The sequence below is a fragment of the Brevibacillus sp. NSP2.1 genome, assembly GCF_000470975.2.
Taxonomy (GTDB): domain Bacteria; phylum Bacillota; class Bacilli; order Brevibacillales; family Brevibacillaceae; genus Brevibacillus; species Brevibacillus agri.
This window is the reverse complement of the sequence record NZ_CP048274.1, coordinates 4879101-4895744: the sequence shown is the minus strand read 5'-3', so window position 1 is coordinate 4895744 and position 16644 is coordinate 4879101. Positions and strand designations below refer to the sequence as shown.

At 53.2% G+C, this 16644-nt stretch carries 12 protein-coding genes; 9 read left to right on the top strand and 3 right to left on the bottom strand.

Annotated elements, in window-relative coordinates; all coding sequences use genetic code 11:
• Positions 1-4347, top strand: coding sequence for an Ig-like domain-containing protein (locus tag M655_RS23855; RefSeq protein WP_026558185.1), 4347 nt, complete (start codon positions 1-3; stop codon positions 4345-4347).
• A gap of 69 nt (positions 4348-4416) precedes the next feature.
• On the opposite strand, the gene M655_RS23850 is transcribed toward M655_RS23855, so the two are convergent.
• The 3 genes from M655_RS23850 to M655_RS23840 are packed head-to-tail and all read right to left on the bottom strand — an operon-like array spanning position 4417 to position 7611.
• Entirely contained in the window at positions 4417-6318 is a 1902-nt protein-coding gene (locus tag M655_RS23850; protein WP_007778831.1) for a hypothetical protein, read from the bottom strand.
• A gap of 4 nt (positions 6319-6322) precedes the next feature.
• Complete coding sequence (locus tag M655_RS23845) at positions 6323-7096, bottom strand: PilW family protein (protein ID WP_005830895.1); 774 nt, start codon at positions 7094-7096, stop codon at positions 6323-6325.
• A complete protein-coding gene (locus tag M655_RS23840; protein WP_005830893.1) occupies positions 7093-7611 on the bottom strand; it encodes a type IV pilus modification PilV family protein in 519 nt (172 codons plus the stop codon). Before M655_RS23840 ends, M655_RS23845 begins: the two co-directional genes overlap by 4 nt.
• A 178-nt stretch (positions 7612-7789) precedes the next feature.
• On the opposite strand from M655_RS23840, the gene M655_RS23835 reads away from it, so the two are divergent.
• From M655_RS23835 to pilM, 8 genes are all read left to right on the top strand, one after another.
• Complete coding sequence (locus tag M655_RS23835) at positions 7790-8578, top strand: glycosyltransferase family protein (RefSeq protein WP_081414778.1); 789 nt, start codon at positions 7790-7792, stop codon at positions 8576-8578.
• 23 nt (positions 8579-8601) lie between these two features.
• Complete coding sequence (locus M655_RS23830; RefSeq protein ID WP_026558187.1) at positions 8602-10185, top strand: VanW family protein; 1584 nt, start codon at positions 8602-8604, stop codon at positions 10183-10185.
• Positions 10186-10218: 33 nt separating this feature from the next.
• A complete protein-coding gene (locus tag M655_RS23825) occupies positions 10219-11877 on the top strand; it encodes a GspE/PulE family protein (protein WP_005830887.1) in 1659 nt (552 codons plus the stop codon).
• A gap of 31 nt (positions 11878-11908) precedes the next feature.
• The gene (locus M655_RS23820; RefSeq protein ID WP_026558188.1) at positions 11909-12952 is read left to right on the top strand and encodes a type IV pilus twitching motility protein PilT; all 1044 of its coding nucleotides are present in this window, start codon (positions 11909-11911) and stop codon (positions 12950-12952) included.
• The gene (locus tag M655_RS23815) at positions 12952-14160 is read left to right on the top strand and encodes a type II secretion system F family protein (RefSeq protein ID WP_026558189.1); all 1209 of its coding nucleotides are present in this window, start codon (positions 12952-12954) and stop codon (positions 14158-14160) included. The genes M655_RS23820 and M655_RS23815 overlap by 1 nt, the downstream gene beginning before the upstream one ends.
• 21 nt (positions 14161-14181) lie before the next feature.
• Positions 14182-14634 carry a competence type IV pilus major pilin ComGC gene (locus M655_RS23810; protein ID WP_026558190.1) on the top strand — a complete coding sequence of 151 codons (453 nt, stop codon included), beginning with the start codon at positions 14182-14184 and terminating at the stop codon, positions 14632-14634.
• A 171-nt stretch (positions 14635-14805) separates the two neighbouring features.
• The gene (locus M655_RS23805) at positions 14806-15486 is read left to right on the top strand and encodes a prepilin peptidase (protein ID WP_237716602.1); all 681 of its coding nucleotides are present in this window, start codon (positions 14806-14808) and stop codon (positions 15484-15486) included.
• A 105-nt stretch (positions 15487-15591) separates the two neighbouring features.
• Positions 15592-16638 (top strand): type IV pilus biogenesis protein PilM, encoded by a 1047-nt coding sequence (gene pilM / locus M655_RS23800; protein WP_026558191.1) that lies wholly within the window; start codon positions 15592-15594, stop codon positions 16636-16638.
• Positions 16639-16644: the final 6 nt, after the last annotated feature.

Below are 16644 nucleotides of genomic sequence, written 5' to 3'. Positions count from 1 at the left end.
GTGAGAGTATGGAGGCTTTTGCTATTGTTCCTGCTCATGGTTCAACTGACGTTGGGGACTTGGGGGCCGCAGGCGATTAGCCATGCGAATAGCGGGAACGACTTGAAAAAGCAGATTTTGGAGATTACGGATTCCGGCAGTTCGGAGCTTTCCTTGTCCAGTTCCGACTATGCGATCACGACGATGAGCATGAAAAAATTCGTCGCGATTCGCGAAGAGCTGGACGGGAAATACGATGCGATCTACATCGGCTCCGGGAAGTACAGCACGGATCCGGTAAGCTATCGCAACATGGAAAACTCCAGTTCCCCGACGGATCGGGCCAACGCGCACGATACAAAAAACAAAATGAACGACATCACCGACCTGAAGGCCGAAGCGATCAAAAAGGAGTTTATCAGCAAAGGCCAACTGGTAGTCTTGCACAACGATACCGTTACCAAAAATACAGGCAAGTTGAAAGCGCATTTTAACCCATATAAAAGTGGCAGCCAGAAAAATGTCCTTTTTGCCAGCAGCGCCTCAGATGCAGCGAAAAAAATTGCGCAAAACATAGCGACAAGACCGCGCTTGACCATTCTTTCCCAGCCGAGCGATTACACGCTTTCCTCGCATGCCATTTACGGTCCGGGAGATAAGATCACCTACACGTTCAAGTTGGCGAACTACTCTTCTTTTGTCGGCCGCTGGCTGAGCGCCAATCTGTACATTGACGCTGACTTCGACAAAGTATATGAGCCGGAAGAGCTGGTCAGCACGACTTCGCTTACGGCCAACAGCGCAGTCAACGAGCTTTCCTTCGTCCTGCCAAAAGGCTTGTCCACGCTGTACTACTGGAAGCTGGAGCTGGTAGACGAAGCGACCAAGCTGAAAGATTACGAGACAGGCATTTTTCAGTTCCGCGATCAAAAAGTGAACGTCAGGGTGCTGCAAGTAACCGTCAGCTCCAATGACGAGAGCGATTTGAACAAGCGGATTCAGAAGGCGTATCTGGACAACGGCACCGATTACGCCCTCCAGATCAATACGGTTTCGATGAGTGATTTCAACAAAACGTACTACAAGACCTTGAACGGCAACTACGACATGCTGGTGTTTGGCTTCCGGGATACATACAACGAAGGCGCGTCGATCAGTACAGCAGCAGCCGAAGCGGTGCAATCTTTTATCCGCACAGGCCAGGGCGTCATGTTTTCCCACGATACGATCTACCGCAGCAGCAACAACTGGCTCACGTATTTCAAAGACATTAGCGGACAAATCGACCCGATGCACAACCTGGGCTTCGGAGCGCCGAACCGTTCGAAAACGACCAAGCAAGTCAACAGCGGCTTGCTGACGCAGTACCCGTTTGCTTTGGGAGAATCCGTCACGGTGGCGGAAACGCACGACCAGTACTATACGCTTGACCTGGAAGATCCGACTGTCATTCCGTGGTACAACATGACAGGCAGCAACCGGGACGTCGACGATAGCTGGAACCATTACTACACCTACTCCAAGGGAGGCGTCACCTACTCGGGTACGGGACACACCTCCAGCAGCTTTCCGGATTCCGAGCAAAAGCTGTTCGTCAACACGCTGTACCGCGCCTTCATCGGTGCCAACCATGCGCCGATCATTACGATGATTGCGCCAAATGACAAGGAGCGCATTCGCAGCACCGACAAGGCGTTCGATATCGTCTACCGCGTGGACGACTACGATTTGAAAGACTTCATGCTGAAAACGAAAATCTACGTCGACGGCAAGCAGGTCTACTCCAATGATTGGACAGGTAACGGCTCGATCGTCATTTATCAGGCGGCCAATACCAAGCCGAACGGCGGCGAGATCGAGATCAGGGTAGAGGTGGAAGACAGCAAGGGAGCCAAGCAAACCGTTACGCGAAAAGTCATCGTAGACAAAGTGACACCTGCGCTCGCCCTGTCTCGCAAAGTGCTCAATGAAAATCCGGGACGGATCAAGAAAAGCGATCCGATCGCGATCGAGTACACCATCGAGCCTAGGGATATTCCCGTCAGCGAGCTGGCGTCGACAGGTCTGCGTCCAATCTGGATGCCGCAGGAGAGCTATGTGGTCGGCCAGGCGTATTCGTTCCAGGACCCGACAAAAGGGGATTTTGGACCGATTGCGTGGGCAAGTCCAAACACTGGCACGGCATACCTGAATCTGTTGAAGACAGGCTACACCCAATCCGTTTCACTCGGTGCGACCGTCAATACGCTGCCAGGCAGCAATCTGAAAAACGAACTGAATGAAGGCTTGAAATATTTGTATGATCGAAAGGCGATCATTACGCTGCCGATCGTCGACGATACGAAGCTGACCAGCAGTTCCACAGTGGCGCCGATCCTCAACTTTGGCCGCTTTGAAGTGAAAAAGGATGCGGCTGGCAACTACACAGGCGTCTTCCAGGGATACGTGTATCAGGTTACTGGCAATCAGCTTACCTTGAAAAATATCAGCTTCAACGAAATTTACCCGGAGGGCATTGAAGTGAGCAGCAATTCCGAAGGGTGGCAACAGTCTACGTCAGGAGGCAAAAAGCAACTGGCTGGACAGTTGCAGGATGTGACGTACAACCTCGTGAATACGTCTGCCGGCAAGGTGTACCGTGCGGAGAAACAGCAATTCACCGTAGAGCTGAAAGCAACGAAAAGCGGTCTGTACACGCTCAACCAAGCTCAGATGAATTACACCGATTTTACGGAAGCGGAGATTACGGACAAGTTCAACAGCGTGAACTTCAATGTGTACACGGCTGTGGAAGGCGTCACCCTCAATAAAGAGCAAATTACACTCGTCGCGGAAGATCCGGCTCGCAATACCGAGAAGCTGGTGGCAACCGTCTTCCCGGCTGATGCAGAAAACAAAGACGTGAAATGGACCTCCAGCAACGAAAAAGTAGCGACCGTCGACTCGGTAGGGCGTGTCGTCGCTGTCGGCAGCGGTCAGGCAACGATCACGGTGACGACAGTGGACGGCGGATATACGGATACGTGCCTGGTCATCGTTTCGTCCCAGCCGCAGTTGACCATGACACCTAACGATGGCTGGAACAGCTTGTATCCAAAAGAAGTAGTCATTACGGCAGAAGTCATCCACTTCAGTAAAACCGAAGTGCTGCAACCGGATTTTCGCATCAACGGTACTTCTGTAGACCCTGGCACACCGAAGGCTCCGGTTGAAGTCGGAAACGGCCTGTTCAAAACGACGTACCAGTTTACGATTGAGCAAAATCAGACCTCGTTGGGCGGACCTTTTGTCGGGCCTGCGGTGATTACAGGTCAGGTGAAAAACGGGCTGGGACAGCTTTCCAACGAAGCAGAAGGGAAAGTGTACTTTAACCCGCCAATCGAAATTACGGCGACGGGCGAGCGAGAGGGCAGCTCGCAGACGGCCAAGCTTGTCGCTACGCCGTCTGGAACGATCATGCCAAATGCAACCTTTGGCTGGGTTTACGAGAGCGATAACAAGAATGTCAACCACCAGACGCAACTGACCGATTTCAACAACGGCACCACTGCCCAAGGCGTACCGTTGAAGCCAGGCGTGAACCACTTTGTAGTCGCCATGCGCCAAGACTTTAACGAGGACGGAGATACGACGGATGTTAATGAAATGAGCGTGTCGAAGGTCATCACGATCGGCGGTAGCGAGTATCCGGTATTTACGGCAGAGGCGGAGAAGGTTTTGGAGCTGGAAAGCATGGGGACTGTGAAGGTGACCCCTCAAGAGCATGTCACCGAGGATACCGTCTGGAAGTACAGCACAACGCCTAACCCTACGGAAAGCGACTTTACGCCTATTCCCAACATGGACAGCAAAAACGATAACTACCTGGACATTCCGCTGCGCACGGAAGGCGGAAAGTACGTGGAAACCACGGTTATCATCAAGGCAGATAATGGCGACGGCTATGTGACGACTCGCCAGGTTGTCCTGACACCGCCGAAAGAAAGAACTTCGCCGTATGCCTTTGTCATCTCGACTGGAAGCGTTCAGGAAAACAGGGCGGTAAACGTGCGCCTGGGCTACTCTTTTAAAGACGTAGATGTCGATGGCAGAGTCAAGGTCAACGTAAAAAATGCAAAATATACGATTGTGCAGGTCGGAAGCGGTGAACCTGGCACAACGGTTGCTCTCCCGCATAGCGATATTTTTGCAGAGAAGTTCCTCAATCTGAAAACGGACAATTCGAAGACGAAAACATACAAGATTACCGTAGAAGTCGAATACACCGTTACGACCATTCGCAAGGGAGGAAAGAAAATAGAATCCCCAATCAAGCATACGCAAGATGAGTTGACCATCACCGTTCTGGCAACGGGTACACGCCAATAACCGCTTCCTGACATGAAAAATAGAAAGTGCCAATGCGAACTGGTTTGTCTCGCATTGGCACTTTTGCTTTTACTCCAGGATCGGATCTCCTACTTCGGGATACTCTTTGTCGTACATGTCGATGTGAAAACGGTCGCCAGGCGGGAGGCCCGGTGTCTTCTCTTCGAAAATGTTGCGGTCAAAAGAAATCGACATGTGCGTCGGTGGCTTTTCCGCACGGTCTTCGCGCACGGAGTTCAATTCGATGTAGCTGGTTCCTTCTTCTACAGCATCACGCACGCTGCGGCCTGTGGCGATTCCGCCAATCAGCCGGTTGTGGGAGTTGATCGAGTAAATCTCCATGGCGCTCTCCGAGTACAGGAAGGCCGAGAGTGGATAAATGTCCTTGCTGTCGATCGAGCTTTCGTCTTTGTACCTGTCTGTGAGGCTGATCGTGCCGGACGCGATAATGACCAGGTTGTTTTTCCGACCGGGCTGCGTAATATTTTGGATCTCGCGAATGACCACGTTGCCATCGACATAAACCGTGCCGTTGATGGACACGTCTCCGACAATGTCCAGGTTGCCCTTGATGTAGATCGTGCCCGTGTAAGTGAAAGGCTTGCCTTCATGGTCCGGCTCCGCCTTGAACGAGCCGCTTCTGCCCATCTCTACCGCTGCCATTCCTTCGCCGTCCGGACCGCTGATGTACAGATGGCGAATGTTTTCCAGCGAATCTCCCGTGAAGCGGGCCGTCAGGTTCAGGAAATCCGGGTTGGCATCGCGATAAGGCGATTCGATGACGAGCAACTCACCGCTCGGCGCGTAGGCATCGATAAAGCCAGGAGGCACTGCGCCATCCGCTTCGTCAGGGTCTCTGAACCATCTGGCCGATTCGACAGGCGGCATTTGCTGTGCGCTGGTCGCGAGTGCTTTTCCTTCGCGGATGCGGTCGGAGACGTATTTCGCCGTGCTTCCCACTTGTTCATCTATGAACAGCGAATCTGTCGGACGGTTTCTTTCGGTCACGATAGGCGGCTCATATCCGGGGATGTACGGCGTGGCCGGATCAGCACTGAGCGTAACCGCATTTTCCTCCGTGTCTGGCAGCGGGCTGGGGACGAAGGCAGATTCCAGATCAGCAATTCGCGGGCCGGAAAAAGCGGTGCTGCTCGGCTCCTCCGCAGGAAAAGCGGCAATTTCCATCAGGCGGCTGCGGCTCGGCAGGAAAATTTCGCCCTCCACGTAGTTGGGACCGCTTGTGCCGACCTCCCAGACTACCTCATCGTTTGCCGGATCGCTGTCCTCCGTATTTTTCAACGAGCTGTAACGATAGCGCGAGCTGGTCACAACCGAGTCGGCTGCGATGTTGCCAATCACGTTGCTCCCGCCGAAAAGCCGCAGTTGGCCGGGAGTGCTGATCGCATAGTGAAAAGGCGCAGGCACGGTATTCACGTAGACAGTCGAGGTGAGCTTGACCTTCCGCAAGTTTTCCGCCCGGTCGGGAATGCCGATCACGGACACTTTGAGCTTCAGCACATACGGCTGGCTGGTGCTGCCGGTGTCGCGGGGAATCCGCGACTCGATGGCGGTATGGATGGCGAAGCTGCCGTTCATGCCCGGCAAGCGGATTTCCTTGTATGTATTCGGTTCCGTAGCGGAGATGCTCTCGACCAGGTCGATGACCTTGTCGCTGGATTGGGTCACTGGCACCTCAGTGGGACGCGACAAAGAATCCCGCACCTCGCTGATCGTCCCATTCCCGTTCAGGAAGGAATGAGGCATCTGCAACTGCGTCTCCAAATACTCCTGGAAATAGGCCAGTCCCGCGTCTGCCAGCAGTTTGCCCTGCACCTCATCCTCGGCAAAGGTGCGCTGCTTTACGCTCTGCATGGTGTAGCTGGCGAGCGAGAGGGCCAGGACCGTAAACAGGACAATGATAAAAAAGACGATGACAAGGGCGCCGCCCCTCTCTTCTTTGACGATCTGCATGGACTCACCCCTTCTGCTCGCTGCCCAGCTCGATTTCCGTACGGACGACACGTACATACTGGGCTTTTTCCGTGTTTTGTGTGACGGCGTTCTCCACCTCGGTCCAATTGGCAAAAAGCTGGTGGTTTTGCCTGTCCTCCTCTGTGGAAGGAAGCGGGAAAGAACCGTAGCGCAGGGCAACGACGAGATAGAGAACTACCTGTTTTTGGGCAGCATCGTCGTTTTCTTGCTGAGGCATGGTGAAAAAGCCTTTTACCATATACTGGTTACGATCTGCCGGAAAGGGAATGTGGCTGCATGGATTGATCTCTGACCCGTGTGTTTCACAGGCGGCAAAAGCATACGTTTCCCTGGTGAGCAGCGACACTGTTTGCGTGCTCGTGGAGGCTCGATCAATTTTGACGGAGCGCTTGTGCAAATAGACCCGGCTGGAGCTGGTGGCATCGGCAAACTCGGGAAAAGAGGCGCTGACGATATGCCGTGCTGCCGTATCGTCCGCTGATCCTTGTTCGGGGTCGGCCGAGGCAGAAGGCAGCTTGACGTAGTCCGCCTCCTGGATCGTGCGCATCACGTCGCCAATGACAAAATCTGTATCGTTTCGCAACGTGTTTTTTAAGGAAGTAGTTTGATAGATTTCTACTCCTTTGACGTACACACCGATCAGCGGGATCAAGATGGCAAAGAAAATGAGCGACGTGGTGAGCACCTCAACGAGCGTAAGCCCGCGTTCATCCTTGAGGTATTTGGTTAGCGGTAGTTTGCGCGATCTGATTATCATGCGTCATTCTCCTGCCCAATCTCTGGATTGGCTATCAATGTTTCCAGCTCCGCGACTTTCACATCGTTTGAAAAGACTGTGACGACGACTCTGATGAGCGACTGGGATGCTGTTTGCTCTGTTGTGATAAACCGGGGGAGCACGTAAGTCTGGTAGACGCGATCGTTGATGGTCATGTCAGCGAGCTTGATCCCCTTGAAGTCGTTGGGCCAATTCGGTGCCTCGTTGGAGCAGATGCTTGCGAGCAGGTGAAAAGGAAGCGGTTTGCCCAAGTATTGATCTGCCAGCGAAATTCCTTGCTGCTGATCGGCTGGGATCACGCCATTTCCGGCCCGCCACTCTTCCACAGTCTGCCTGGCCAAGTTCATGGCGACTTGCCGACTGTCCTGATTGCCGGAGATTTCAAAGCTTCTGACGAGAAAATGGCTCAAAAACAGGAGGGCGATGGAAAAAATCAGAAGCGATGCGACCACTTCGACCAAGGACAAGCCTTTTTCGTTATCTAGTACTTTCATCCTGGTTATCCTCCTGGAAAGGTTCGTGACCTTATTGTACACGAAATGAGAAAAATAGGATATTATACAGGAATGTCAAAATTTCGAACAGGAATTTGCACATCAAAGTCGAATCGGGTTAGAGAGAAAGGAATGGGTCTAATGGCATATTTATTTGAGAGGATAGGGTGAAATAAAGATGGATACAACAGGTGTCCTGATATTTATTGGCTGCTATTTTCTATTGTCTGCCCTATTTGGAGTGATGCTCTATCGGAGGGCGAAGCGCACTTTTGCGCGAAAAGGCTGGCTGGTAGCAGCGGGGGCGGTCCTGATCGGCGCCGTTTCTCCTTTCTTTATTGCTTACACAAGCTTGTGGCTGTGGCTGTCCGTTTTTCTTTTGCTCGCGGTTTGCCTGGCGTGGGGCGCATGGAAGCTGTCCGCAGTGCCTGTAAGGAGAGGCGGATTTGCTCCTGTTTTTTCTGTGCCGGCGACAGCGGAGCTGGGTCGGCAGCATCCGTGGAGTTTGGAAGAGGCAGCGGATGAGCAGCAAGACGAAGGCGTGCCAGCAGTGAGCGAGCTTGAGCAGCAGCATGAGAGTGAGCACCAGCATGAGCATGAGCTTGAGCATGACCTTGAGTTGGAACTGGAGCTGGAGGAAGAAGTCGAACAGGCGGCTTTGGCTGAAGTGGCCGTGAGCCAGGAGGAAGGCAGCTTGCCGGAAATCCGCGACGAGGATGAGGCGATCAGCTACGACTTTTTGCAGGAGGAAGAAGCGGAGACGATTCCGTTCATGCCTGCACTGGAGCCTCCTTCGGCAAAAATAGAGGCCGAGGAAGCAGACGAGGATCGGATCATCTACTTTTTCGAGGAAGAGTCTCCTGCCGAAAAGAAAACCATGCCTGACACAACGGAACGGACAGATGTCGGGAAAGCCGATGAGCATGAATGGAATTTCATCCACGATGACAAGCAGACAAATGAATAACCGATAAAGAAAGGCGTTGACGTATGTACGCAACCCAAATCTCGCCTCGACGGCGCTATTCGTTTTCTTGGTTCTTTGCCATATTTTTCGTCCAGCTCATCCTGATCCCGGCGCTTTCGCTTTTTTCGATGATCGAGTGGGGAGGCGCCACTTTTGGCGAGAAGATTTTCCAGGAAGAGATCAGGATCGCATCGCTTCCCGTAGGCGGCCAGACATATGAGGAAGCAAGGCAGAAGCTGCTTGAGGCCGTACAGGCCAGCCAAAATACAGAAATTCGCTTTGTACTGGATGGACAAGCGTACCCGATTGACAAAAGCAAGCTGCAACTCAGCTTTGATGTAGAAGCGACCTTGCAGGAGGCGTATGCCCGCTCCCGAGAAAAGACCGGGTTTTTCTCCCGCTTGTGGGGGGATTCTGCGCCTGTCAATGTGCCGATCAAGATTGCCTTTGATCGCGCGGAGATGTCCAGACAGCTTGACGCCATCGGACAACAGATCGAGCGCCCGGCTGTGTCTGCGACAGGAGCTGTTTCGGGGAATACGATCTCGATCGTGCCAGAGGTGGTCGGTTACCGGATCAATCTGGAGCAGTCTTTGTCCGCCTTTGAGCAAGTCATCTCGTCCAATCTCGCAGATTGGTCGGGAGAGCTTCGTCTGGCTGTACAGGAGGACGTGCCACAAATCCGCACAGCAGATTTGGAGTCGATCAAAAACATGCTGGCTGAGCAGTCTTTGCCGATGGCTGTTTCCGGGAGCAGCGGGCTTGCCAATTTGCAGCAGCTCGTCTCCCGCCTGAACGGCACGGTCGTTTTGCCTGGCGAGACGTTTTCCTTCCTGAAGGCGACAGGGCCGTACACGCAGGAAAACGGCTATGTGCTGCAGCCGATTCTCGCCGACGAACAAGTCGTTCCGGACCAGCTCGGTGGAGCCGCGACACAGGCAGCGACTGCTCTCTACCAAACCATTTTGCAGAACCGTCTGACCGTGATCGAGCGGCATGCGGCTCAGCGGCCTGTTTCCTATACAAGTGCAGGGCTGGAAGCGCGGGTCGATGGGGAAGAACTCGATCTGCGCTTTTCCAACCAGACGGAGAAGCCGCTGTTTATCCATGCGGCACTGCAGAGCAATCAGGTGCGAGTGGCGCTTTTCGGGGCAAAGCAGGACGTGCCTGTGGCGACGCTTGTTACGGAAAAAGGCGCGACGGTGTTGCCGAATACGATTGTTCGCGTAGACCAAACGCTGGGGCCAAACGAGGAGTTCATCGAGCGCAAAGGCAGCGAGGGCTTCACGGTCGCCGTTTACCAGAGCTGGCAGGAGAACGGGATATTCCGGAAGCAAAAGGTTTCCGAGGATTACTACAAGCCGCTGCACAACGTCGTTGCGGTTGGCCCCGTTTATGAAAAAGACAAGAAGGCGCGGGCGACAACTGTGCCAGGGGCGCAACAGGAAGGCGGTGCGGCTCCGGCCGAAACGGCTGATGACGGCGGCGGAACACCTGCCGCTGCACCGCCTCCAGACATACCGATGCCAAGCGCCCCTTCCACTGACGCAAACAGCGGAAGCACTGGCGGGACGGAAGTGGTAAACGGCATTATTTATCAAAACTAGGCAAAGCAACCGTACGTAAGAGGGGGGAGTCTCTTGTCCCGCAAAAGGCTTGGCGACATCTTGGTCGAGAGCGGCATCGTTACCACCGACCAGTTGCAGGAAGCGCTGGTCGAACAAAAAAAATCGAAGCTGAAGCTCGGTGACCACCTGCTGCAAAGCGGCTACATCACCGAGCAGCAACTGATTGAAATTCTGGAATACCAGTTGGGGATTCCCCATGTCAGCCTGTTCCGCATGCGTCTGGATCCGTCTTTGTCAGCGATTGTGCCAGAGGAGCTGGCTCGCCGCCACTCGCTGGTTCCGTTGAAAAAAGAAGAGAACAAGCTGACTGTCGCGATGGTTGACCCGCTTGATTACTACGCAATTGACGAGCTGAGGATGAGCACGGGTTTTGTCATTAACGTGGTGATCGCGACCCGCGACGAGATTCAGCGCGCCATCTCGCGAATGTACAGCATGCAAGGCTCTGTGCAGGAGCTGATGGAAGGCATCGAAGTGCCGGAGGATTTGGAAGAAGCGCGGATTTTTGACGACAATTCGCCGATTGTTCGCCTGGTCAACCAAATGTTTGAGCAGGCTGTCCAGCTTCGGGCGAGCGACATCCATATCGAGCCGATGGAAGACGGCATCCGCGTCCGTTTCCGCATCGATGGTCTGATGCGAACGGAGCGGGTCTTGCCGCGGCACATGCAGGGGATGCTGACGGCCCGGCTGAAAATCATGGCGAATCTGAACATCGCCGAACGCAGGATGCCGCAGGATGGCCGGGTGCAGATGAATGTAGACTTCAAGGAAATTGATATCCGGATGTCGACTTTGCCTACCATCTACGGGGAAAAAATCGTCATGCGTCTGCTTGACCTGACCAACGCTCTGGTGGAGATGAGCCAGCTTGGCCTGTCGAAGCGCAATCTGGCGATGTTTCAAGAGCTGGTTACCATGTCCAACGGGATCGTACTGGTGACGGGCCCGACGGGAAGCGGGAAATCGACGACGTTGTACTCGGCGCTCAACCATTTGAACTCAGAGCATGTCAACATCATTACCGTCGAGGACCCTGTCGAGTATCAGCTTGACGGGATCAACCAGGTGCAGGTCAACGAAAATATCGGGATGAGCTTCGCTTCCGCGCTGCGCTCGATTTTGCGCCAGGACCCGGACATCATCATGGTCGGGGAGATTCGCGACAGGGAGACGGCCGAAATCGCCATCCGCGCCGCGCTCACCGGGCACTCGGTGTTCAGCACGCTGCATACCAACGACGCGGTCAGCAGCATTACCCGTCTCGTGGACATGGGCATTCCGTCGTTTTTGATCGCTTCTTCGGTGCACGGCGTACTCGCGCAGCGGCTCGTCCGCCGCATCTGCAAGGACTGCAAGCAGGAATACCAGGCGTCCGAACAGGAGAAGAAGTTGTTTGCCCAAAAAGGGTTGAACGTGGAAACATTATGGAGGGGAAAAGGCTGCGCAAGCTGTCAAATGACCGGATACCGAGGCAGGATCGCCGTTCACGAGGTGTTCAAGATCGACGATACGATCCGCTCGATGCTGATCCAAAACCTCCCGTCCCACGAGTACAAAAAGTATGCGATGAAAAACGGGATGGTCCTGTTGTTCGACGATGGCCTGCTCAAAGTAAAGCAGGGCATCACCACCATGGAAGAAATTTATCGGATATCGGTCAGCCAGTGACGGCCGACGTCAGGAAGAGGGAGGATGAAGCGTGTCTAGTGTCGATATTAACAAGCTGCTGAAGTACGCCTTTGAAAAAAGAGCATCCGACCTGCACATATCGGTAGGGACGTCGCCTGTCTTTCGGATTGACGGCGAGCTGAAGCGGCTGGATTTGCCGCCGCTCACTCCGGAAGACACCGAGTCGATGGCGCGGACCTTGATCCAGGAGCACATGTACCACAAGTTCCAGGAAAAAGGCGAGCTGGATTTCTCTTACGGCCTGACAGGGGTGTCCCGTTTTCGGGTGAACGCGTATCAGCAGCGCGGCTGCACAGGGATCGTGGCTCGGGTCATTCCGACATCGGTGCCGACCATCGAATCGCTCTGTATGCCGGAGATTTTGCGGAAATTCTCGCAAAAGCCCCAGGGACTGCTGCTGGTAACAGGTCCGACAGGCAGCGGGAAATCGACCACGCTTGCCGCGATGATCGACTATATCAACCGCACGATGAGAAAGCACGTGATTACGTTGGAGGACCCGATCGAGTATTTGCACAAGCATCAGCTCTCCATCGTGAACCAGCGCGAGATCGGCTTTGATACAAAAGATTTTGCCAGCGGGCTGCGGGCCGCGCTGCGCCAGGACCCTGACGTGATTCTCGTCGGCGAGATGCGCGATCTGGAGACGATCAGCACCGCGATTACGGCGGCGGAGACCGGACATTTGGTGCTCGCGACGCTGCATACGTCAGACGCACCGCAGACCATCGACCGGATTATTGACGTTTTCCCCGGCAGCCAACAGCCGCAAATGCGGACACAGCTCGCTTCCGTCCTGGTCGGCATCATCTCGCAGCGCCTTTTTCCGAAGGTAGGCGGTGGCAGGACGGTGGCGACGGAGATTCTCGTCAATACCCCTGCGGTCGCCAACCTGATTCGCAGCGAAAAGGTGCATCAGATCAAGAGCATTCTCCAGACAAGCAGGGAGATGGGCATGCATACGCTGGAGATGTCGATCAAGGAGCTGATCGCAAGCGGCACGATCACGATGGAGGCGGCCCAGTATTTCCTGAATGAGAGGGTGCTGGAGTAATGCCTACTTTTCAATACGAAGGCCGCGAGCGGACGGGGAAAAAGGTCAGGGGCAAAATCGAAGCCAATACAAGAAACTCTGCCATCATGGAATTGAAGCAGCAAGGCGTCCTCGTGCTGAACATGCAGGAGCAGATCAAAGGCGTGCTCGACCGCAACATCGAGTTCACCCGCCCGGTAAAAGGCAGGGACATCGTCATTTTCTTGCGCCAGTTTGCCACGCTGATTCGCGCGGGCATCGGGATCGTAGAATCGGTACATATCCTCGCTGCACAGACCGAGAGCAAAAAGCTGCGCAAATACTTGGTGGATATCGAGGTAGATTTGCAGCAAGGGACACAACTGTCCGAGGCGTGCGCCAAGTTTCCGAAGGTGTTTGAGCCGCTATTCATCAGCATGGTGCGCGCGGGCGAGGCGTCGGGGAATATGGAGCTTGTACTGGACAGGCTGGCTACGTTTTACGAAAAGTCCTACTACACAAAGGAAAAGATCAAGTCGGCGATGGCGTACCCGGTGACCGTAGGCTTGATGTCCGTCACCGTCACGGTCTTTTTGCTGGTCAGCATTGTGCCGACGTTTGTCGATATGTTTGCAGGCTTTCAAGCGGAATTGCCGGCGATTACGAAAGCGGTCATGGGCTTTAGCAACAGCCTGGTTGAAGTGTGGTATCTCTATTTTCTAGGACTTTTGGCACTGTTTATCGGTTTTCGAATTTTTGTCAACACTTCTTATGGACGATATTACACTGACTATGGTATGTTAAAACTACCAATATTCGGCAAGCTGCTGCAAAAAGGCGCGGTAGCAAGAATGACCAGAACGCTTGCTACGTTATTTGCCAGCTCGGTTCCGATTCTGCAATCTCTCAACATCGTCGAGGGAGTGGTAGGGAACCAGCTTATCAGCAAATCCATTGGCGAGGCGAAAGAAAGCCTGCGCCAAGGTCGACCTCTGTCAGAGCCGTTCAAAAAATCGTGGGTAATCCCTCCGATGGTGTCCCATATGATTGCGGTTGGCGAAGAGACAGGTTCGCTTGATTCGATGCTGGACAAGGTTGCAGATTTCTACGAAAAGGAAGTGGAGAACTCTGTTGACAAAATCAAGTCGCTAATCGAACCAATTATGATCGTCTGTTTGTCCGGAATTGTGGGAGCTATCGTGCTATCCATCATGGTGCCGATGTTTGATATCTTCAGTAAAGTAAAATAACGGTCGGGGAGGAGTACTTGTATGTTGAAAAGAATGTTGAAGAATGAGAGAGGCTTTACACTGATCGAGCTGTTGGCTGTTATTGTGATTTTAGGGATTATTGCTGCGATTGCGGTTCCTTCGATCGGAAATATTATTGACAACTCCCGAAAAGATTCGCACATTGCGAATGCTCGCATGATTGTGGATGCGACGAGAATGTATTTGGTGAACAACTCGAGTGCATCATCCCCTGTGACTTTGAAGACTCTCGTAGATAGTGGTTATATTAACAATCCGACTGTGCCTGGGTTTAATAGTAATTATCACGATACTGACACTAAAGTGGCCTTCACTAAAGATACTACATCCGGCCATATCAAGGAATACCTGGTTACGTTAGTAGTGGACACCCAGTATGTTATTGGTTCAGCAACTCAAGCTGAGAACGTAGACGAATTAACTCGTGAAAAGGTAACATTGCCAACAAACTAATGACTTTGCCTATGGTGGACTTCCTTCACAAGAAGAAGGAAGTCTTTTCTGTAAGCTTGTCGCAGCGATACTCCCAGCAGAGGTGAAGAAATGCTCCAACTACCACTCTCCATAAGCTTCTTCCTCCTCGGCCTCCTCTTTGGCTCCTTCTACAACGTAGTTGGGCTGCGAGTGCCAAAAAAACAGTCCATCATTTACCCGCCGTCGCATTGTCCGACCTGTAAGCGGCGGTTATTGCCCGGAGAATTAATCCCGGTTATTTCCTATCTTCTCGCAAAAGGAAGATGCAAGGGCTGCAAGACGGCGATTTCTCCGCTCTATCCGGTGATGGAGGGCTTGACGGGGCTTGGTTTTGTCCTTGTCTATTTGCGGTACGATCTGACCTGGGAGACGTTGCTCGGGATGTTGTTTGTCTCCCTGCTGTCGATCATCACGGTGGCGGATTTGACGTATCGGCTGATCCCGAATAAAGTGCTGCTGCTGTTCTTTTTGCTTTTTCTCGTCATGCGCTTTTTTTGGCCCTATGGCGATGCCAGCTATGTAGCGCATTTGATCGGGATGGCGGCAGGGTTTTTGTTCTTTTTTCTGCTTGCAGTCATCACGCGTGGCGGGATGGGGGGCGGCGATACCAAGCTGTTTGCTGTGATCGGGATGTTTCTGTCGCCGACGCTGTTGTTTTTGACCGTGTTTCTCTCCTCGGCCTTTGGCGCCTTGTATGGACTGTTTCTGCTGGCGATTCGCAGGGCGACGCGCAAGTCGATGATTCCGTTTGGGCCGTTTATTGCGCTGGGAGCCGTCACCGCCTATTTATACGGTTCGGCTATCGTGGACTGGTATTTATCTTTTTATTAAGCCATCGGTCTGCCACTATTTACGGCAGGGTGGAGGCGAGCTTTGTCTAATTTAGTAGAAAACAAGAAATGCATTTCCTAGCATCAATAGAAAGGGTGGAGTCGAATGGGTGTCCATCTGCCGTTTCTTCCGTCCAAAAAGAGAATTGGCATTACGATAGAAGATGACGGGATTCGCGTCGTCGAAACGTCGCAGAACGCAGGAGCTGTCCAGGTCCACCAGATGGGCATGATTCCGTTGGAGCGAGGTTTGCTTGTCGGCGGGAAGATTATGAACCAGCAGGCGCTGGAGCAGCAACTGTCCGCAGCCAAAAATCAGTTACTATTGAGCGGGAACAAGGTGTGCCTTGCCGTACCGAGCTCGTTTGTCGTCATCAGGAAGATCGCTTTGCCGCGAGTGCCGGATAAGGAAGTTCGCCCCTTGATCGAGATCGAGCTGGAATCATCCGTTCACTTGCCGTTTTCCCGTCCTTATTTTGACTATTACAAGCTGCCGAAAAACAATGTGTGGGCGCTTCCCAACCAATTCTCCGCCGAAAAGCTCGGCTCGGGAGAGGAGGAGCAGTATCTGGTCATTGCGGCGCCGGGTGAACTGATTGACCAGTATTTGTCGCTTTTGAAGGTGCTCCGTTTGGAGGCGACTTCGGTTGATATCGAGCCGTTGGCGTTGCATCGGCTTCTGACCAGTGGCGGGATGGAGCTGAGCCGGAACATGCTCGTGGTGCAGCTCGGGGTACGCTCCATCAATGTCGGCATTTTTGAAGGCGATATTCCGGAGTTTTTGCGCAATATTCCGCTTGACCTGGAAAATTACAAGAACAGTGCAGACGAGAACGAGCCGTCGACCAAAGAGCTGCTGCAATTCCTTGAACGAAGCAGCGCCTTTTCCAACTTTGCGGAGGAGTTGGCACGAGAGCTGGAACGGGTAATTAACTTTTACCAGTTCTCCTTGAAAAACGGGATAGTCAAGCTGGACACGATGTACCTCACAGGCGACTTTCCCGACCTGGATAAAATGGTCAGGTTTTTGCGCGAGCGACTTCCTCAGTTGAAGATCGCGCCGTTGCCGCTAGAGCACATTGAGCACGTAGGGGCAAACCAGGCAATGCTGCAAGCCTTCTCTGTGGCGCTGGGATTATCTTTGAGAGGTTGAGGGCTA